Consider the following 19,451-nt stretch of genomic DNA (forward strand, 5'->3'; position numbering starts at 1 on the left):
GTCCGAAGACTTCCGTTCGACTTGCATGTGTTAAGCATACCGCCAGCGTTCATCCTGAGCCAGGATCAAACTCTCCATTGTAATTAAACAAATTCGAGATTTGTTAGGCTCCCGGAACTTGACTTAGTCCCAGTTTTCTAATTTTGTCTACCTTAGAATCGAAACTCTAAAGCAAACTGATTGATTTAACGGGGTGTAAGTGTTATTCTGGCTTTCAAACTATTAGATTTTCAAGGTTCGGGGTCGAAGCCAGTGCCTTCCGTTTCCGTTCGGCTCTCTCTCGACCGCTTAACCAATATAACGAGACATCCAAGAAACTGTCAAGCATTTCTGGAAAGTTTTTTGGGAAACGCTGAAAGTGCTGATACCACAAGGGTTTTAGACCCTTGGAGGGGATTGAATTGGTTCAAGGACGTTGATTTTGAGATGGGACTGTAATTTTTTCTGAGTTACTTGGCGTTAGACGACGGTACATTGGGTTAGAGAAAACCTTGAGACGCTAGGGAAGCTAAACTTTGTGAATTTTCAATCGGTCATCGCTAAGCTGAGCGAGTTTTGGGGCGATCGCGGCTGTTTGATTGTCCAGCCCTACGATACGGAGAAGGGGGCGGGTACAATGAGTCCTCACACTTTCCTACGGGCAATTGGTCCTGAACCCTGGTCGGTTGCTTACGTTGAACCTTGCCGTCGTCCGACAGATGGGCGATATGGGGAGAACCCAAATCGTTATCAGCATTACTATCAATATCAAGTGCTGATCAAACCTTCGCCAGACAACATTCAAGAGCTCTATTTGGATTCTCTGCGAGCTTTAGGCATTCGTGCAGAGGATCACGATATTCGGTTTGTGGAGGATAACTGGGAATCTCCTACATTAGGAGCCTGGGGAGTTGGTTGGGAAGTTTGGCTGGATGGAATGGAGGTCACTCAATTTACCTATTTTCAACAGTGTGGGGGAATTGATTGCCGTCCAGTTTCGATCGAGATTACCTATGGGTTGGAGCGGCTAACGATGTATCTCCAGGAAGTCAATGCTTTCACTGAGATTCAGTGGAATGAAGCGGTAACTTATGGAGATGTGCATTTTCAGGGAGAAATCGAGCATTCAACTTACAACTTTGAAGCATCTAATCCTGAATTGTTGTTTACTCTGTTTGGACTGTACGAACAAGAGGCTGGACAGCTTATTGAGAAAGGGCTAGTTTTGCCAGCACTTGACTATGTGTTGAAGTGTTCACACAGTTTCAACTTGCTAGATGCTAGAGGTGTGATTTCGGTTACTGAGCGGACGCGCTACATTGGCAGAATTCGTGGTTTGGCACGGCAGGTTGCTCATCTATATTTGAAGCAGCGAGAGGAGCTAGATTTTCCGTTGTTGAAAGCTGATAGAGCGGAAGTAGCTTAACTTGGAAATTTCGGTCAGAGTTGTCAAATCAGGATGACTTTTGGCGTGAAAGTACTGCTTTCACGCCTTACGAACTTTAGTTTTCTCCTTCATGTGAGGAGAGGGAAATGTTGGCTATTCTTTATGACGAATGTAGTCGTAGATTTCTATATAATCCTTGCCAGGGTAGTTCCATGAGTAGTCGTAGCTCATGCCCTGTTGGATCAGATCTTGAAACTCTTTGGGTTCTTGGTGCCACAAATCTATGGCCCGATCCATAGCGGATTCTAAGGCAGGAAAGTCTGATTGATGGAATACGTAACCGTTACGCTGTTCGGGTAGGTGGTCTTGATCAAAGTCCTGGTCAAAGACCGTGTTTACCAGCCCTCCTACACCTCGGACGATGGGTACGGTGCCGTATTTCAGTCCGATCATTTGGGTTAAGCCGCAGGGTTCGTAGTTGCTTGGGACTACGATCATGTCTGCTCCGGCGTAGATGAGATGGGACAGTTCTTCGTTGAAGCCCAGTTCGAGGTGAACGTCTGGGTTGTCGTTTAGGAAGCGCTTTTCGTGTTGAAAGTGGGTGTTGATGCTGGCTTCAGTTGCAGAGCCTAGAAGCACGAATTGTGCACCGCGGTACAAGGCATGGTAAATGGCGTGGTGTACGAGGTGAACGCCTTTTTGGTCGTCTAGGCGACCGATGTAACAGATGATGGGTTTGTTTTCTTGGCGCAGGAGGAGGCGATCGCGCAACGCCTTTTTATTCTCTGCTTTGCCCTCCAGATTCTCTTGGTTGAAATAGTGAGGAATGTAGCGATCAACTTCTGGGTTCCAGACATTGTAGTCAATGCCGTTGAGGACTCCTCTAAATTTGTCCTGAAAAACGTGTAGGGTGTGACCTAAACCGTAGCCGGTATCAGTAAAGCGAGCTTCCCAAGCGTGGTGGGGAGAAACAGTTGTGACAAAGTTTGAGTAAGTGATGCCCCCTTTCATGAAGTTGAGGGCAAAAGGATTGAAATTGTCTTGGAGGCGATCGTATTGGAAGTAGTAGGCTTCCTGGTTTAGTCCTGTTGCCTGAAGGGTTTCAACGCCGCCCATACCTTGGTGCTTGAAATTATGGATGGTATAGCAAGCACGCTGGTTTGCCATTCCGTGATGCTTGTACATCTCGAAAAGCATGACTGGAACAAGTCCAGTTTGCCAGTCATGGCAGTGAAGTATGTCAGGGCGTTTGTTGCTTTGTAGCAGAAACTCTAATGCGGCTTTGCTAAAGAATGCAAACCGCATATTGTCGTCGGAGCAACCGTAATAGCAGCCTCGGTTGAAGAAGTTGGCGTTGTCATGCGGCTCGATGAAGAAGCAGAGCCGGCCGTGAACCCAACCGCAGTATACAGAGCAGTGGACAGCAGCATCGTACCAGGGTACCCACAGATCACGGTAGGACTCGTGAAGCCCCCAGATATGGTCGTACCTCATGCAGTCGTACTTGGGCAGAATGATTTCTACTGTGTTGCCCCGAGCCTCTAGTTCGCGACTAAGACCATAGACTACGTCTCCTAGACCGCCAGCTTTGATAACTGGAGCGCACTCAGAGGCAATCTGCACAATGTACATTTCTTATCCCCCGCTGGATACATACCAATTTTTAACTTTACAAAAGTATATTATTTTGGATGGCTAGGCAACTTAACTATCAAAAGTCAATGTAACCAGCACAAACGGGTCAGAAGCGTCACCCTTGCGAAAGGGATTGCTGCTAACTAGTTCAATTTATGAAGCAGGTTGATATGTCGTAGGGCGTATTCGTCTTAGCTTAGGGGTTTCCTAGCTCTAGCTAATGTTAGATAAGCCTTTGAGCCAACGGTTAGAGAGGTTTTTGAGCGATCGCCCCACCTGCTGCTTTAAGCGCCAGCGTTGAAATGCCTTTTCGTAGTCCTCTCCATCAGTCTGGTAAGTCTTCCAAGCATTGAGAGCAATGAACAGTCCCCAAATCAAAGCAATGTAGAGCGACCAGTTAAGTGGACTACTGGTGAGCAAATCGAGCATCACCAAAAATGTATTGACAATGCCGTACCTGGCTACGCTTCTACGCAACCTGCTTTGCCGATACATAGCGAAGGCACGTTGCTCTCGTGCTTCTCCTTGTTGCGTCAACCATTCTTGCTCTGCGGATTGAAATTCCTCTGGCGAGATTCCCAGTTCTGCTGCAATTTCCAGGAGTTGCATTTTGGAAATTTCTCCGCGCTCAATTTGACGAGTAAACGCAATTTTGAGGATTTCTTGTGCTTCCTCTTGCTCGTAGATATCTGTCATCTAAGTTGCCTTTTCAAGGTAGACCAGTCAGGCTGCTCTAGTTTGTCTGCTTAGATGGTGCTGCTTAATTTGGGTAATGCAGACCGCTCGCAGACTATTCCTAGTTTATCGTCACCCTAATGAAAGGAATCTCACTGCCACGGGATTTGCTCTAGTAGGCTATCCCTCGGTAGGTTCGTTGGTAGGGGGCATTTGGCAAAGCTTTGGTCTCTTGAGCAGGAAGTTGTTTGGGCAGAGATTGAGTTGGAAGGGGGCGATCGCGTTGAGGGCGCGAATCTTTCTGTTTGGCTGGAGCAGTAATTAACGTTAGTACCTGTTGCCAAAATTCTTCTGCTTGTTGAGGATCAGGAATTTTAGTGGCGAGTTCGTTAATTAAGCGATGGTAGGTAATTTGAGGGAACTTATCGAGGGTTTCCTGAACGTACACGCTGGCGATCGCTCCTACGTAGTAGGACAAAGCTTGCTGACAACGTTCTACAATCCAAGGCTCAATATCAGTCAGGTTTCTAACTGGAGGTTGGCTTGAAGGTAAGGGTAGGTTGAGCCTCTTCGTTCCCAAACTTTGGTTAAGTTGGTCGTGAAATGAGGTTTCTGTAACCTGAGCATCTAACTTACTTGGCTGATTACGAATAGGCTCCAGTAGCTTTTCAGTTTGCCAGACCGTAAATAAAGTTTCATCTTCAACTAGCAAACAAAATCTGCCAGCTTTAGATTCTCTTTCACAGTAGTCAGTTGCTACTTTGTGAAAAAGTTTTCGCAGAGACAAGACTCTTTTAAACTGCTTTTCTTCAAACGTTAATTCAGCAGCGGAACCATAACCAATGCCTCTAGAACGCAGTTCTTCGGCAGCAATCACCAACACTCTGGAACTTTCCTTCATCTTTCTGCAATTTCTAGAGAGAACACAGGATCACAGCTTCGGAACAGATGAAATATGGTGTGCCTTGGAAGAATTCCAATCAGCTAATCGGTCGTTCATGTTAAGTAGTAATAAGCCATACTACTGCTCCTTGATTCTTCATCCGGACGTTTTTGATGAATTCATCCTGTGAGGCGATGACAATGTTGTAAAAATGTCATAAAGGATACACTTCTAAGCTTTTGTCAGATTTTGTAGAAGGGTGGAGGCGCTAGGAGAAAGGTTAGTGAAATGAATATAGAAGCCGGGTTCAACGTCGTTAGACTGTCCTATGACTTTGGCGTAGAGATCGCCGGGAATAGTTGTACCTTCGTGAGGGTTGAGCAAACTGAGCTTGATGTCTCTGAAGAATGGCATTGGATGAGGCGATCGCACCTCTGCCCGCTTTCCTGAAAACTTGACTAAAGTGCCCGCAACCATTTGCCCAACCAGGTTTCTGCCGTCAATTAGGGCGTATCGAATGGGTACTTCTGGAACTAAGGGGACGAGAACAGTGTGGGGATCGGGAAGCGACAGGCGATAGGCACCCCCAATGCCGCCAACTTCGTACAGCTTAACGGGTGTATGAAATCCCTTCACCTCAACCTCGGTTTGGCTGAAGATGCTGAGCAAGGGTTCAACTTCAGTAAAAGTTGCTTCAGAGATTAGCACTTGCCCACCTATGCTGGAAGACTCAATCCGAGATGCTAAATTGACCTGACTGCCGATTGCGGTGTACTTTGCCCGTCTTTGGGAGCCAATATTGCCGACAATTGCTTCTCCTGAATTGATTCCTATTCCCATTTCTAGGGTTGGCAGATTGAGCTGTTGGTTTTGCTGGTTGATCTCTGTTATGGCCAACTGCATTGCTACTGCACAGGCGATCGCTCTTGCTGCATCATCTGATCTTTGAGTGGGTGCACCAAACAGGACAACAATGCCGTCGCCAATCACCTCATTAATGTTGCCGTTATATTGACTAATGACGTGAGTCATTCGTTCTAAGTAGAGGTTGAGCAGTGTGACGACTTGCTCTGGCGAAAGCTGTTCAGAGATGGCAGTAAAGCCTCTCAAATCAGAAATCAAAATTGTGATTTTACGGCGTTCGCCGCCTAATCTTAGACCTTCTGGAGTTTCTAGTAAATTCGCTACTATCTCTTCAGTTAAATAGCGGCTAAAGGTATTGCGGATGACTTCAGCAGATTGAGCGATGTAGGTCGTAGTGGCGATCGCTGCCCCACCTAATGCTAGAAATGCAGGAACGATAGGAACCCACCAATTTGCCAAAAATAAGAGGTAGCTAATACCCCATATTCCACCGCCTGCTAATCCCAAGCTGAGACTAATTTTGAGGCTTTGAATCAGGGTTGTGTTGTTTGAAGTCATGCCTCTGTCACTCGCCGAAGCCGCAACTGAGGGGTGTCGTTGCTGCCAGACTAAAAACGCTCCCACGACTGACCAGCTTAGAATCCATAGCCATTCCAGCGGCTCAGACCAGGTTTGTAGGGGAGTGCGTCCGGTTAGAGCAGAGGTGAGCAACTGGTTCGTCAGGTTGGCATGGATTTCAACCCCTGGCGTAGGCGGTAGGATCTGTAGCAGTTCATTGTTGTAGGGAGTGTAGTAAAAGTCGCGCAGGCTTTCTGCGACTGCGCCGATCATGACGATGCGATCGCTCATTAAATCTGCTGGAACGCGGTTTTCTAGCACGTCCTGCACAGACACCACTTCAAAACTGCCCGTGCCGCCTCGAAAATCTACCAAAATTTGATATCCGTCCGCTGCCGTGTGAACGTAGCCACCGTCATTGGGTTCCAGTGGTGGAAATATGGCTTGTCCTAAACGGATGTATTCTTCATCGGTGAGTTCAGGATAAATTTCTTCTGGTTCTAGATAAAGAGCGGCTAGGGTGAAGGCAAATCCTAGTACGAGTTCATTATTGCTGTTGGAGAGGGAAAGTAATCCTCGTCGAATCTTGCCATCGGCATCCAGAATCACGTCACTGGCGCTAATCTGTCCTAATTCGGCTAACACAGGCGGAGGCGCAACAGCTCCAGCGTTGGCTGTCCCGACTACTTTTTCAACCCCGATCAGGTTAGGCGTTGTCCTAAAAACTTCGACCAGGTCGGCATATCCTGAATCGACTGGCACATCGCGATAAAGGTCTAACCCAATTGCTCGGGGCTGCTGTTGCTTGATCTGGTTTAAGAGCTGGGTCAAGGTGGCATCCGAAAGCGGCCAGCCATATTCCTGTAGGTCTGGTTCTGTAATGCCAACAATGATGATGCGAGAGGTATGGGGTTCTGACGGACGCAGCCGAAAAAACTGGTCGTAAGCCGCCCATTCCAACGTTTGTAGTAGACCAGTCAGCCGAAGCAAGATGACAGCAGCAGCAGTACAAGGGGCTGCGATCGCCACACCCCGCCAATGCCAGAGGATTGGCTTCAGCTTCGTCCACATAGTCAGGTCAGTAGTAAGTTGGGCAAGGTAGACGCTTCTTGAAGGAGCGTTTGCCTTGATGCTGTGGAATTAGGGGGCTAGACCTGGCTTAGTTTGTCGAGGTGCAGCAGTTGATTAGGGGGGCTTGGGCGATCGCTGCGTCTAGTCCAACAGATTGCAATAGTGCTTGCCAGTCTGCGGTCAACATAGCATCTTGAGGCTGGGACTGGTGTAAATCTGCCAAGGCTTGTAGCGCATCATACCAAATTCCGGCTTCGGCGTAGAGCCGGGGTCGATCTTGCGGATTAGCCTGCTGCAAGCTGTTGAGTAAAGCCGCACTGGGTGCAACGGGTTCAACCCAACCTGCTATGACTGCATTTCTGGAGCGATCGTCGTTGTCGCAAACGAGGGAAACATACCAGCGATAAAGAGTTTCCTGAGCTAATGGGGTGGATGTGTAGTCAGCCAGATTGAATTGCACAATGCCAGCAGCGCTCGGAGTTTCTAGGGTTTGTCGGTAGAGAACTTCTGTGCCGTCTTCGTTTTCTAAAGTCAGTTCTAACGATGCGGCGGAGGTTTCAGGGACGTACACCATTAGAACTGGCTCTTGAGAAATGGAAAGTCCTATGGTGCTGGAAGGAATCAATGCAGTCAGGGCATCGCTGCTAGAGGTGCAGTCGCCCCAATCGCCGCGACTTGCTGCTCCAGAAGTGACGGGAGGTGCGCCTCGGTTGGGCGGGCGAAAGGTAATTCTGCCAGTTCTAGAACGGGACTGCTGAGCTACAGGACGATTAGCAGATGGGTTGGAAGTCGTCTGAGCCAGGGTTGGAAGGGGGAATGACCAAATCGCGATCGCCCCCACTATAAAAGAGAGAGAGAAGAAAGGGTGATAAAAGCATTTCCAATTCATAGTGACGCTCCCGAATCAGGAATAAACAGACTAAAGATAAATTGGCGATGCACAAGGTTGAGATAAAACGTTTACCAGGGACTCCCGACTAGTGTGAAGCCAGACCAGAAGTAAGGATGAGTCAGGTTGACGTTATTGCTCTCTGCCAGTTCGGGTGGCAGCGGCAAAACGCCTTCAGGGTACTGAATTTGCCCGTTAACGATGCGGACCTCTCCTCGCAGCATGGCAAGTTGTGCTTGCTGGAGTGCCTCTGCTTTGATGGGAGTCGTTCTTAACTGTCGATAAAATTCCTGCATTAGAGCCAGTGTGCCTTCATCGCTAACTGACCAGAGGCTTGCCATTGCTGATTTTGCACCCGTCTGTACGGCGAATCCAGCAAAGCCTAGTTCTGCTTCTACATCTCCTAATGCAGTGCGACAAGCACTTAAGACGACTAACTCAACCGTTGGGTTTCTCCAACCTAATTGGCTCAACTGATCGAGTCGCAGTTGAGTATCCCAAAGTTGAATAAAGGAATTGCTGGGTGCGCCAGGACGAAACTCGGCGTGGGTTGCCAGGTGAATAATCTCAAAGGGTTGCTGCTGTTGCTGTCTGCTCAGGGTATCTAAAGTAAAAGCTTGATTTAGAAACGATCGCCCCTGCCAGAGTCCATTTAGGGGAACGGCTAAACCTACAGGAGCAGGCGAAGATGCGCTAGAGGGCACTACCGTTCCAGTAATAATGTTGTTGTCGTAGATTACAGTGCCTTGAGTGGGTTCGCGGTTGCTGTCGCTGTTGTTGGAATCTTCAGGCGGATTGGGAATCAGGGTAGGTCGTCCAGCGATCGCCGCTAGTTCAACGGGTACGGCGGGCAGCGGTGGAAAGTCAGTAAACTCAGAAGCCCCCATTGCCAGAACTTGCGCTTGGACAATGCTGGAGTAGCGGGTATCGGTCAGGCTGAAGCTGGGAATCAGCGAGAGGCTGTACTGTTCAATCAAAAACTGCTCTCCATCCTGAAGCACTGCTAGCGGCGTTGAGCGCAAGCCAGCATCAACAGAAAATAGCAGCGTATCGACTTCTGCCACTTGCAGATTGGATTGGATGGGAGCCATTGTCCAGGTCTGAAGCTGCTGGGCAGCAGGAAGATAGCTGGTAGAGCGAAGTTTGGTGCGATCGGTGAGTTCTCGTCTGAGAGCAGTAGTGACTTGAAGTAGAGAGTCGCGATCGGCAGCCGCGACGCTGCGATAAATGGGTGCGTCTGCCGCCGTCACTAAGATGACATCAAGCTGCTCGGCCCGGCTAAATAGATAAACCAGAGCAGGTGTTCTGCCGGTTTGGACGGCAAGCTCAGCTAAACGAGACTGAATTTCTGACAGGGTCAGACTCGGTGTTTCCTGTAAACCTAGATATTGCTGAAATTCCTGACTATATAGTTGCTCGATTAGAGTGACTGCATCAGAGAGATTGCCACTATCGAGCGCATCAGCAATGTCTTGACGTAGGATGTCAGTCAAAACGGGATTCGTCGGATAGACTCCAGGTGGTTCTACATTTTCAGCAACATTGACATCAGGCGGCAGAGGCAACGGGTCAATATCAGGAATAACAGGTGGTTCTCCAGGTGGCTCTGGAGGTTCTGGCGGCAGAATTGCTCCTTCTGTGTTGAACACTCCAGCGGTTCCAGTTGCCTGGTTTTGGTCAAAATTGACCGTAACGGGTGCGGTGTAGTCGGAGTAATCGAGGGTGTCAAATCCTGCTGCACCGTCAATGATGCCGCTGAGCGTTGCCCCATCGCTAAAGACGAAAGTATCGGCTGCATCGCCGCCTGTCAGGTTGCCAATGTTGGAGAACTCAACTATGTCATTGACCGACCCGGTATCTGCGCCTATAAGCTGCCAGGTGTTGATTGTGTTGTCGCCAATTAAGGTATTGCTTCCTGCTGCACCATCAATCTGGTCAACGCGGCCGCCGCTAAGCCGGAAACTGTCACTGAGAGTGCCGCCACGTAAAATTTGAAATCCAGAAAACGTGGCACCGTTCAATGTGCCGCTATTGGTGCCTGTGACTGTCCAAGTGTTTGCTAGGTTTTGACCGACCAATGTGTTCGTACCGCTGCCCGCCACGATTTCCTGGATGTTTTCAGGTTGGATTGCTTCCAGGTCGAGGGTGAGGGAAGTGGCGATCGCCGAGTAATCCAACCGATTCGTGCCGCCGCCGCCATCGATCGCCCCTTCAAAGCTGGTATCGGGAAATTGGAAAATATCGTTGCCGCTGCCGCCTTGCAGATTTTCGATATTGCTGAAGCTAAGCCCATTAGCATATCCGCTGATTGTCCCCTGATCGGCTCCGCTCAGTTGCCAGGTCGTATTTTGGTTAGCGCCGATGAGTGTTGAGCCTCCAGCGATCGCCACCGGAGCGTTAAACGTAAATGGATTCAGGCTTACCGTGCCGTTGCCATTAGTTCTGCCAATCGTGATGCTGCTAAATCCTGGCTGCAAAAGATCTAGTTCAGCTGCGGTCAAGTCCAGCGCAGTAGAGTTAGCCGTGCCTGCGATCGCCACATCCTGAGCCGGATCAGTGGGCTGTAGTACCAGTTCTCCTGATCCCTGAATGACTCCGTTGAAGTCGATCTCGCCAGCTGTGAGGGTTTGGTTGCCACTACCTGCTAATCCCGTGCTGGTAATGCTGCCTGTTTCTAGAGTATTGGCTGTGGTTAGGCTGACTGCCCCTGCATTTCCGGTTGAGGAAGTGTTCAAATCCCCAATTTGGATGGTGTTTGCGGCATTGAGGGTGATCGCTCCCCCTGCGGTAGTTCCAGAGGTGGTTAGGTTCGCGCCAACAATGTTCCCTGCGGTTGCGGTAATGCTAATTGAGCCGCTGTCCCCACTCGTTAAGCTGTTGGTTTCAATATCATTCAATCCGACGCCAGCACCTGAAATGGTAATGTCCCGCCCTCTAGCAATGATGTTGTTTGCCGCACTAAATTGACCAGTACCATTCCCGTCAGAGTCTGCCTCCAGTCGAATTGAGCCGCCAGGACCGTCGGCAAACACAAAATCACCAAAAACATTGATGTTAATGTTATTGGTCGCCTCTAGCACGACGTTGGCAGTTGCGGGTAGCCCTTCCAGTGCCGTTCGTGAAATGGTGATGGGTTCCCCAACAAATTCGTCATCAAAAATGTCGGGCAGCGTTGCATCGACTCCAGGAGAGTTTGGTCCAAGGTCATTGATCAAGATGTCCCTGGGATCAAGCAGCAAGGTACCCAAGCGACCATCGGCTGCTGTAAGGTCAGCCGTTCCGTCAAAAATTAAAGATTGACGACCTGATACTTCTGCGAAACCGCCGTTGCCGATGCGATCGCCCCCCCTAGCGCTGATTTCCCCATAAAATGCGGTCGTATCGTCTGCCCAAACGATTACCCTGCCCCCATTACCTCCACCCAGTGCGTCTGCTCGAAAAGTCGAATTTTCATCGACCAGCGTTCGAGACGCAGCAGGCAATGTATCTCGTCCTCCAATATCTCCGCCAATTCGCACGGTACCACCGCCACCATTGCCTGAAGCATTCAGGTTGGCGTTAAGGATAGCAACGCGATCGCCCAGGATGTTGATTTGGGAGGTTGGGAACTGGGGGTTAGAGGTTGGGGATCGGCGGGAGGTGTTAAGGGTGCCGGAAGCGATCGCCGTTCCAGGTTGAGGAGAAATAGCAATCCCGGAGCCCGTCAGTTGCACAGAGCCATCTGACTCAACCGTTACCCCCGTTGCGCTGGTAATATTTCCTCCAGTCAAAAGAGCTGGCAAGGACAGCGGCGTAAACGGCACCAATCCTCGATTCCCATTTCCTAGTCCCCGTCTCCCAATCGCTTCCAGATCAAGGCTTAGCAGCCGTCCCTCCTGGCTAATTCGTACCCAGCTTTCTCCTGGAACAGCAGCAATTGTAATGTTGCCGCCTGGTGCAGTTAGGGTGCCTGTATTAATAACTGTGCCGCCGAGCAGGAAGAGATCTTGCCCTTCTGAAACTGCTAGATTTCCGGCATTGAAGACAGAACCAGGCTGGCTGTTGCTGAAAGCAAAGGCATCCGGATTGCCGACCAGGGAGGAATAATCGTTTCTGCCGATCGCATTCAGCCAGCGATCGCCAAACCCAACTCCGCTGGCAGTCGTTGCCGTAAAAGAACCCGGCAAATCTAATCGGGCATTTGTACCCAACAAAATTCCGGCTGGGTTGAGTAGAAATAGATTAGAGTCGCCTCCGCTAACGCGCAGCAGTCCGTCAATGTAAGACGCATCACCCCCGACTACGCGGCTGATGATATTGCGGATCTGGTCATTTGAGAGGAAGTTGGCGATTTCGCCTGTACCTAAGCCAAATTCTTCAAAGCTGTGAAACAGGTTGGCTCCATCTTCAGAAAGAGTCCCGCCGCTAATATTTGTGCGTCGTCCCTGCTCAGTAACCCGTGTGTTGGTACCGTCGGCTGCGGGAGTAATGTTTTGCGCGACAAGTTGCGGACTTGTTGAGGTAGGTGCTGGGGAGGAAGCGATCGCCCTATCAGAGTCCCCTGCAAACTGAACTGCAAACGTCTCTGGGGGAGTCGGGGTAGCTAAACCAGCAGGTAAGTCAACAGCAGCAGTGCGATCGCTTCCCACATCGGCGATCGCCTCTCCCGCAGCCTCTAACGTCGGCACATAAGCCTGCGTCTGTTCCTCACCGAGTAAGCCAGCGATCGAAACAGAGACGAGCAACAGACCTGCTTTCTCAAAAAGGTTTGACATAAGGTAACTGCACCGAAAAGAGTAACAATCAGCAAAACAGCCATCTATGCAACAGCCAGATTAGCATTAGTAGTTTTGCTTGCTGAGACAGTCACCGATTCAAAGTGATAAATCTGTTTCACTATCCTGGATACTCCTCAATAGTTGCCAGCCCTAGACACCCAAGTTCAGCCTCTGCACCCCCTGAAGACTGATGCAGTTGGATAATTTCGAATTTTTTTTGATTACAAATTAGTCATCCTGGACATACATTCCAAACTGGGAAGGGTGATCCGGATAGGTTTAACCATTAAGTTGCTAGTTCTGACTCAAGGACAGCTTGCAAAATCCTCCTGTTCCCAGAATTTGAAGGATATTGACTGGTCTCGAGAATGTCTGAAGAGTCAGAGGATGTTGCATGAATTTTATTGATAGAAGCTATTCAAACTACCTTTTGAATATCAAGTGAGAAAACCGTAGATTGAATCCATCGACGAAAGAAGTTTTTCTCTTTATCCATCGTCACCCTACCAGGAAGCAATAAGCCATGAAATCTACACTTAATTTCTCCACTTCGAAGATATCTAATCTTGATCGTGGTTTAGCACAAAAAAACAGACGTGAATCTAAATTTCTAGCTGGTTTAGGTCAGATTTTATCGTCCATTCTAAGTATATTGGCTGGCAATGAAGAACCACAAATTAGCCAAAAGCGCGATCGTTCTGGTGAAGTCTTCTGGCGGGTTTACGACCCTACCACTGGTGAATCTGCTCGCTTTAATTCTGAGTTAGAAGTTCGATTTTGGTTAGAGCAGCGCTACTACCACTAAGCTATGCTTCAAAGTCTTCTGATCCTCCTTGCTCTTCTTGGAAAAGAGGAAGCTAATCTACTCAAAGTCTTCCTTAACAAGGGAGTCCTAGAGATTTTTAAGAGTACTTGGCTGATATGAAAGAATATTTGAAAGCAACTAAAGTAATTGATTGGCAACATCCTGAAGTCATCGAGCTTGCTAAACAAATTGCATCAGATCATCCAACATCAACGGCGATCGCAAAGGCGTGTTTTGAGTGGGTGCGAGATCAAATTTGTCATAGCGTTGACTATCAGATGAATCCTGTCACTTGTCGCGCTTCTGATGTTCTCAAATACAAAACAGGTTATTGCTACGCTAAGAGCCATTTGCTGGCAGCATTGCTACGAGCAAATCAGATTCCAACAGGGTTCTGTTACCAACGATTGAGTATTGATGATCAAGGTGCGCCCTATAGCTTGCATGGTTTCAATGCCATTCATTTATCTAAAATGGGTTGGTATAGGGTTGATGCCAGGGGCAACAAAACCGGAATCAATGCTCAATTCACTCCGCCTCAGGAACAGTTAGCATACGAGGTACGGCTCCCCGAAGAGGCAGATTTTCAGACCATTTTTGCTGAACCGCTGCAAGTTGTGATAGAAGCGCTGCAAGCCCAAACTAAGTGGGATGAAATGCATCGCAATCTTCCGGATATTTGTTTAAATTCCGCGAAGGAACACGGTCTTATGAAAGATGCCAAGTACGTATAAGCTTTCTTCTCTAATAAATTGGTGAGCGACTCGACATACAGCTGCCGGGCAATGGACAGGTCACCTTTGCTAGAAAGACTAGTGTGACGGCAATCACCTATCACTTGCAGCAACCGACCCGGACGCGGATTAAGAGAAATACAAATCGTATGTTCTACCGAGTTTTGATATTTTTCGTAGCTTACAGGCTGACAAAACTCTTCAACTAAATTTTGTCTCAGCCACAAGATTTGCTAGAAAAAGTTGGGGGTTGAAGACCCTTACTAAGCAGATAAACTATTTCTGAATCGGTAGACCGGTTGACTACTGTACTCATCTCATTGCCCAACTTTTATACGCTAACTAATTCCTCAAATTGCTTGGGTAGAAGTGGGTTTGTAATTGCAGCGATCGCCAGAAAGTAGCAACTTCTATTCTGTAATCCTAAACACTAACCAATCACATTTATAGATTTTTCTTCAAAGCTTTCTTTAATTAAGCAACATGCATTTTAATTGAGCAAAAAGAAACCGTAAAGTCTCGACCCTAGTCGTATTATTAGTGACTTATCGCGACTATTACTAAAGTAAGGGGCAATGAGGAACTGTTCCTTTTCCCTGATTTTGAAGCTGGGCTAGCGCGTTATTCCTATCATCCGCAGCTTTTGTCAGGAAAGGATCTACAGGTAGTGTTGCGATCCGACTTTGAGATTTTGTCACGTTCATAGTTCTCAGGGGATGCCTGAGAAGTAAGAAAATTTATCACCTTCATTTCCTATCTTTCCAGTGAAGGGAGGCTAGTTCCTGGTTTCCTTTGCACTCGAAGATAACCAAAGTGAAGGGGATTCAAACTTCGGTTTCATACTTTTCCAACAACCTCTCACACGATAACTTTGTTGGTACTTTATGCTGCAAAAAATCCACACAATTTTTCCTAACTCCTCAGTTGAGCGAGTTTACGCCGCAATCCTTTCCAGGCGAAGGCAAGAAGTAAACTCCCTCTCCGAAAAAGACAGCCAAATTGTCGATACCCTTCGCCATGAGGGAACTTGTATTACGTCTTTGAATGATCTGTCGTTTCCTGCTAACTCACGCTTACTAAACGCAACTAATCGCATTCTGACTAAAACCAAGTCAGAGAATGGTAAAACTTTTCCTTTACGAGTAGGTAAACGCCAAATTGTGACTGAATATCCTGAGATATTTCTATGGGGATTAGAAGAGCGGCTCCTATGCATTATTGAGAGTTACTTTGGCTACCCCGCAGCCTTTTTGGGGGTATCACATCGGGTAGAAGTGCCAGACGGGCAGCAAACTGGGACAAGACTATGGCACTTAGATGGTGAAGATCACTGCATGATTCGAGCCATTGTCTACTTAACTGATGTTGGGATAGAAGGTGGCCCTTTTGAGTACATTCCTCGCTCTATTCGTCCTACTCAAGCTCCTTTGCATCGCCTTTATTGCCAAATTTTTGATCAGGAAAAGTTCGATCGCATCTACCGCAAAATCAGCGATGCAGACATGCAGAATATGGTACCAAGTAAACATTGGATACCTTGCACAGGTATGCAGGGCACAGTCGTGCTCACCGATACGGCAAACGTGTTTCATCGGGGTAAAGTGCCTCAACCCAACCATCCTGCTCGTTCGGCTTTGTTCTTTACCTACACTTCCAGGCACCCTAAGCGCCTTAAGCTCTCTAAGCAAGTGTTTCCTGAAGAACTATTGTTGCTGATGGCAGATCGTTTCACACAGCGGCAACGGGAATGCGTTTTGGACTGGCGGTAACCGGCACTAGCAGTAACAAGGCGCGCAACATTACCCTACTCCAAGGCGATACATTAGGTAGAGATAAATGAGACTTCACCCTGTAGTTGGTGCTTGTGAGCAAAATTCTTTTGATTGTGCATCAGGAAACGTCTGAGCCGGGTCTGGTTGGGCAGATATTGCAGGCTAGAGGCTATGAACTAGATATTCGCTGTCTAGCTGGGGGCGATCGCCTCCCAACCGGAACCGATGGGCATCAGGGCACCATAATTTTTGGTGGACCTATGAGTGCAAACGATGACAACATTTTGCCGTTCATTCGGACTGAGATGGATTGGATTTCCGTCATTCTTAATGCAGGAAAACCATTTTTAGGAATTTGTTTAGGGGCACAGCTTTTAGCCCGAGTGTTGGGTGCTACAGTTGCTCCCCATCCTGATGGCATTGCTGAAATTGGTTATTTCCCGGTGCGACCAACATCAGTTGAGCAAACTGAATTGCCTCTACCCAACTACGTTTATCACTGGCATCGAGAGGGATTTGAATTGCCTCAAGGGGCAACTTTGCTAGCTCAGGGAGAGACGTTTACTAATCAAGCATTCCGTTATGGAAACGCCTACGGGCTACAGTTTCACCCAGAAATGACTCCGGAAATGATTGATAAGTGGACGACCTTGGGAGCCGAACAGTTAACTCTGGTAGGTGCCCAAACCCGACAGCAGCAGCTTGAAAAATATCCTGTTTATACTCCTGCGATCGCCACCTGGCTTGAGAAATTCCTCTTCCAGTGGCTTGCTAGCTCAAACAATCACTTCTAGCTACTGGTTTCTAACTGCTAGAAATACTGATATTCTGCCGATCTTTGCACTTCTCTAGATTCTTGTTGGATGTGTCCTCTCATGGCGGCCTGCTGCAGATGAATGAAGGCGTTTAGGTCTTCCCAGTCGTATTGAGTCTTTTGGAGAAGGTGTCTTAGCTGGTCTTCTGCCGACACGCTCAGATATCCCGTCTCTAAGGCACAGTGGACAATTTCACGAATAGAAGTCATATCAGCACCTCTAGTAGAGCAACGGAACTACTGTCTAATTATCAACAAATCTTAAAGAATTTGAAAAAATATAAATATTTGACCAAGAGAATACTACTTCTAAAATCGAATGGGAATCCCCCTTCCAGGTGAGGATTTTCTACTTATAAATTTATTACTTAAACTCTTCCTCTAGGGGGATGACGAACTGCTAGTGTTATTGCAACTCTGGGCTCCAATAATAAAACCCGGCAGCGAGTGCCGGGTGTCGTGCTGAGTGCTGTCAGTGTGGGTACATCTTCACAGCATCTTGGAGTTAATTCATCTCTCGATAGGTAGGCCATCGCAAACTAAACTTTTCAAACGGATGAAGGAGCGATCGCCTGTTCGCTGAGAGTGGCGATCGCTTGCAGCAGTTCTGTTGCCTCAACGGGTTTAGAGACATGCATCTGAAAGCCTGCGGATAATACTTGCTTGCGGTCTTCTTCACGAGAATAGGCCGTCAGCGCTACCGCTGGAATAGACCCACCTTCCGCTGGCGACAGCCGCCTCACCTGCCGAATGAGACTATAACCATCTTCTCCGGGCATTCCAATATCACTGACCAACAGCTTAGGCTGCCAAGATTTCAGTAATTTTAGGGCTTCCTGGGCTGAAGCAGCCGTCGTCACCTCAATTCCAGATTCTGCTAACGTCACCGCGAGCACTTCCCGCGTGTCGGCTTCATCATCAACGACCAATACTTTGATGCCGTCAAAGGCATCAGGCAAGGATGAGGCATGAAGAATGAAGGATGAAGGATGAAGGTTTTCTTCTAAGGGGTCTGAAGCTAGGGCATGAGCTGAGTTGAGTGGTTTTGCGTGGTCCTCTTGCCCTTCGCTCTGGCGCAATAGGGGAATCTGAACGGTAAAGGAAGCTCCTCGCCCTTCACCCTCACTTGCTGCCTGCACGGTACCGCTGTGTAGCTCAATGAGGTGACGGACGATCGCCAGCCCCAGTCCCAAACCGCTATGGGGACGGGTTGTAGTTCCGTCTGCCTGGCGAAAGCGATCAAACACGTGAGGCAAAAATTCAGGCTGGATGCCAATTCCAGAATCTGTTACGCGCAGTTGGGCTTGCTCCTCCTGCTGGGTCAACTCCACCACGATGCGTCCTTGCTCTGGAGTAAATTTAATCGCGTTGGTTAGCAGATTCCAGACGATCTGCTGAAGTCGAGTTGGATCGCCACAGACTAGGATTGCAGAGTTCGCCACGCTCATTTCTAGCTGAAGTGCCTTGGCTTCAATCAGGGGACGCACTGATTCGACCGCCTGCTCCACAACTGAAGCAAAATTAATGGGGCACAGGTTGAGCCGCAGCTTGCCTCGCACAATCAGCGAAACGTCAAGAATGTCTTCGATCAGTTGGGCCTGAGAGCGGGCATTGCGTTCAATTGTTTCTAGGGCACGAGCGGTGGTTTCTTCGTCAAACTTTTTGGTTCGCAATAGCCGTGCCCAGCCCATCATCGAGTTGAGCGGCGTTCTCAATTCGTGTGAGAGCACTGCCAAAAACTCATCTTTCATTCGGTTGGCAGCTTCGGCTTGCTGGCGGGCTGCCTGTTCATGAATGATTTGGACGCGGGCGGCTTCGGCGTTTTTGCGTCCGGTGATGTCTTCAACGGTGCCAACGTGCCCCATCAATTCACCGGTGTTAGAAAACATGGGTGATGAGCGAACGTGAGTCCAGCGGACTTCACCTGACCGAGTTTGAAAGCGAAATTCATTAGAATATTCTTGAATTTCTCGCGTGTAGGCGAACCAGTCGGCTATGACCTGCTGCCGATCTTCAGGATAAACGGCTTGTAGCCATCCGTCCCCTAGTGCGTCAGGTAGCGTCAAGTCACAGATTGCCTGAAATCGAGGGTTAGTGTAAGTGCAAGAACCATTCACATCGGTCAAAAAAATGCCGACCGGAGAGCAAGCGCTGAGCAACCGAAACCGTTCTTCACTTTCTCGCAATTCGGTGTTGATGCTAGCAAGCTGCCTGGCCTGTCGCTTTACCTCTTCGGTTTTCTTGAATAGCTCGACAAATACGCCGACTTTTGAGGTGAGAATGTCGGCTTCAATGGGTTTAAGCAGATAGTCTACTGCACCGAGGGAGTAGCCTCGAAATACTAAATTGTCATTGGTGTTAAAAGCAGTCAGAAAAATGATCGGGGTGTGGCGCGATCGCTCTCGACTGCGAATCAACGTTGCGGTTTCAAACCCATCCATCCCTGGCATCTGCACGTCTAGCAAAATCACCGCGAAATCCTGATGCAGAAGGGAACGCAAAGCTTCTTCACCAGAATGAGCCTTGACCAGGTTTCCTCCCAATGGATCTAAGATGGCTTCCAGAGCCAGAAGATTTTCTGGATGGTCATCCACTAGGAGAATGTTGACGGTGAGTTCAGACAGCATG

The 19,451-nt window shown here is 48.4% G+C and carries 13 protein-coding genes and 1 rRNA gene; 5 read left to right on the plus strand and 9 right to left on the minus strand.

Going from position 1 to position 19,451, the window contains the following annotated elements; all coding sequences use genetic code 11:
* Window positions 1-81: ribosomal RNA gene (locus H6F93_RS04210) — 16S ribosomal RNA — on the minus strand; the annotation flags it as partial.
* Between the two features lie 436 nt (window positions 82-517).
* On the opposite strand from H6F93_RS04210, the gene glyQ reads away from it, so the two are divergent.
* Complete coding sequence (glyQ, locus tag H6F93_RS04215; protein ID WP_190679438.1) at window positions 518-1,405, plus strand: glycine--tRNA ligase subunit alpha; 888 nt, start codon at window positions 518-520, stop codon at window positions 1,403-1,405.
* Window positions 1,406-1,519: 114 nt separating this feature from the next.
* On the opposite strand, the gene glgA is transcribed toward glyQ, so the two are convergent.
* The 6 genes from glgA to H6F93_RS04245 form a co-directional block, all read right to left on the minus strand.
* The gene (gene glgA / locus H6F93_RS04220; RefSeq protein ID WP_190679439.1) at window positions 1,520-2,998 is read right to left on the minus strand and encodes a glycogen synthase GlgA; all 1,479 of its coding nucleotides are present in this window, start codon (window positions 2,996-2,998) and stop codon (window positions 1,520-1,522) included.
* A 216-nt stretch (window positions 2,999-3,214) separates the two neighbouring features.
* Entirely contained in the window at window positions 3,215-3,697 is a 483-nt protein-coding gene (locus tag H6F93_RS04225) for a 2TM domain-containing protein (protein ID WP_190679440.1), read from the minus strand.
* A gap of 151 nt (window positions 3,698-3,848) precedes the next feature.
* Entirely contained in the window at window positions 3,849-4,577 is a 729-nt protein-coding gene (locus H6F93_RS04230; protein WP_190679441.1) for a DUF8082 domain-containing protein, read from the minus strand.
* 213 nt (window positions 4,578-4,790) lie between these two features.
* On the minus strand, window positions 4,791-7,052 hold the full coding sequence (locus H6F93_RS04235; protein WP_190679442.1) for a CHASE2 domain-containing protein: 2,262 nt from the start codon (window positions 7,050-7,052) through the stop codon (window positions 4,791-4,793).
* Between the two features lie 88 nt (window positions 7,053-7,140).
* Complete coding sequence (locus tag H6F93_RS04240; RefSeq protein WP_190679443.1) at window positions 7,141-7,941, minus strand: DUF928 domain-containing protein; 801 nt, start codon at window positions 7,939-7,941, stop codon at window positions 7,141-7,143.
* Between the two features lie 71 nt (window positions 7,942-8,012).
* Entirely contained in the window at window positions 8,013-12,695 is a 4,683-nt protein-coding gene (locus H6F93_RS04245; protein WP_190679444.1) for a CHAT domain-containing protein, read from the minus strand.
* A gap of 526 nt (window positions 12,696-13,221) precedes the next feature.
* Between H6F93_RS04245 and H6F93_RS04250 the strand changes: the two genes are divergently transcribed.
* The 4 genes from H6F93_RS04250 (at window position 13,222) to H6F93_RS04265 (ending at window position 16,803) form a co-directional block, all read left to right on the plus strand.
* On the plus strand, window positions 13,222-13,503 hold the full coding sequence (locus H6F93_RS04250; protein WP_190679445.1) for a hypothetical protein: 282 nt from the start codon (window positions 13,222-13,224) through the stop codon (window positions 13,501-13,503).
* A gap of 116 nt (window positions 13,504-13,619) precedes the next feature.
* Window positions 13,620-14,237 carry a transglutaminase-like domain-containing protein gene (locus H6F93_RS04255; RefSeq protein ID WP_190679446.1) on the plus strand — a complete coding sequence of 206 codons (618 nt, stop codon included), beginning with the start codon at window positions 13,620-13,622 and terminating at the stop codon, window positions 14,235-14,237.
* A gap of 884 nt (window positions 14,238-15,121) precedes the next feature.
* A complete protein-coding gene (locus tag H6F93_RS04260) occupies window positions 15,122-16,006 on the plus strand; it encodes a phytanoyl-CoA dioxygenase family protein (RefSeq protein WP_190679447.1) in 885 nt (294 codons plus the stop codon).
* A 95-nt stretch (window positions 16,007-16,101) separates the two neighbouring features.
* Window positions 16,102-16,803, plus strand: coding sequence for a glutamine amidotransferase-related protein (locus H6F93_RS04265; RefSeq protein ID WP_190679448.1), 702 nt, complete (start codon window positions 16,102-16,104; stop codon window positions 16,801-16,803).
* Between the two features lie 17 nt (window positions 16,804-16,820).
* Here H6F93_RS04265 and H6F93_RS04270 read toward each other — a convergent pair whose 3' ends face one another.
* Entirely contained in the window at window positions 16,821-17,033 is a 213-nt protein-coding gene (locus H6F93_RS04270) for a hypothetical protein (RefSeq protein WP_190679449.1), read from the minus strand.
* A gap of 338 nt (window positions 17,034-17,371) precedes the next feature.
* Window positions 17,372-19,450, minus strand: coding sequence for a hybrid sensor histidine kinase/response regulator (locus H6F93_RS04275; protein ID WP_190679450.1), 2,079 nt, complete (start codon window positions 19,448-19,450; stop codon window positions 17,372-17,374).
* Window position 19,451 lies beyond the last annotated feature (1 nt).

Origin of the sequence: Leptolyngbya sp. FACHB-671 (genome assembly GCF_014695745.1) — a bacterium.
Taxonomy (GTDB): domain Bacteria; phylum Cyanobacteriota; class Cyanobacteriia; order Elainellales; family Elainellaceae; genus JAAUTN01.

Excerpts from the sequence above, each read along its gene's own strand:
- H6F93_RS04230 (WP_190679441.1), bottom strand. The coding sequence starts at position 4,577 with ATGAAGGAAAGTTCCAGAGTGTTGGTGATTGCTGCCGAAGAACTGCGT.
- H6F93_RS04240 (WP_190679443.1), bottom strand. The coding sequence starts at position 7,941 with ATGAATTGGAAATGCTTTTATCACCCTTTCTTCTCTCTCTCTTTTATA.
- H6F93_RS04225 (WP_190679440.1), bottom strand. The coding sequence starts at position 3,697 with ATGACAGATATCTACGAGCAAGAGGAAGCACAAGAAATCCTCAAAATT.
- H6F93_RS04260 (WP_190679447.1), top strand. The coding sequence starts at position 15,122 with ATGCTGCAAAAAATCCACACAATTTTTCCTAACTCCTCAGTTGAGCGA.
- H6F93_RS04235 (WP_190679442.1), bottom strand. The coding sequence starts at position 7,052 with ATGTGGACGAAGCTGAAGCCAATCCTCTGGCATTGGCGGGGTGTGGCG.
- H6F93_RS04275 (WP_190679450.1), bottom strand. The coding sequence starts at position 19,450 with ATGCTGTCTGAACTCACCGTCAACATTCTCCTAGTGGATGACCATCCA.
- H6F93_RS04250 (WP_190679445.1), top strand. The coding sequence starts at position 13,222 with ATGAAATCTACACTTAATTTCTCCACTTCGAAGATATCTAATCTTGAT.
- H6F93_RS04245 (WP_190679444.1), bottom strand. The coding sequence starts at position 12,695 with ATGTCAAACCTTTTTGAGAAAGCAGGTCTGTTGCTCGTCTCTGTTTCG.
- H6F93_RS04255 (WP_190679446.1), top strand. The coding sequence starts at position 13,620 with ATGAAAGAATATTTGAAAGCAACTAAAGTAATTGATTGGCAACATCCT.
- H6F93_RS04270 (WP_190679449.1), bottom strand. The coding sequence starts at position 17,033 with ATGACTTCTATTCGTGAAATTGTCCACTGTGCCTTAGAGACGGGATAT.
- glgA (WP_190679439.1), bottom strand. The coding sequence starts at position 2,998 with ATGTACATTGTGCAGATTGCCTCTGAGTGCGCTCCAGTTATCAAAGCT.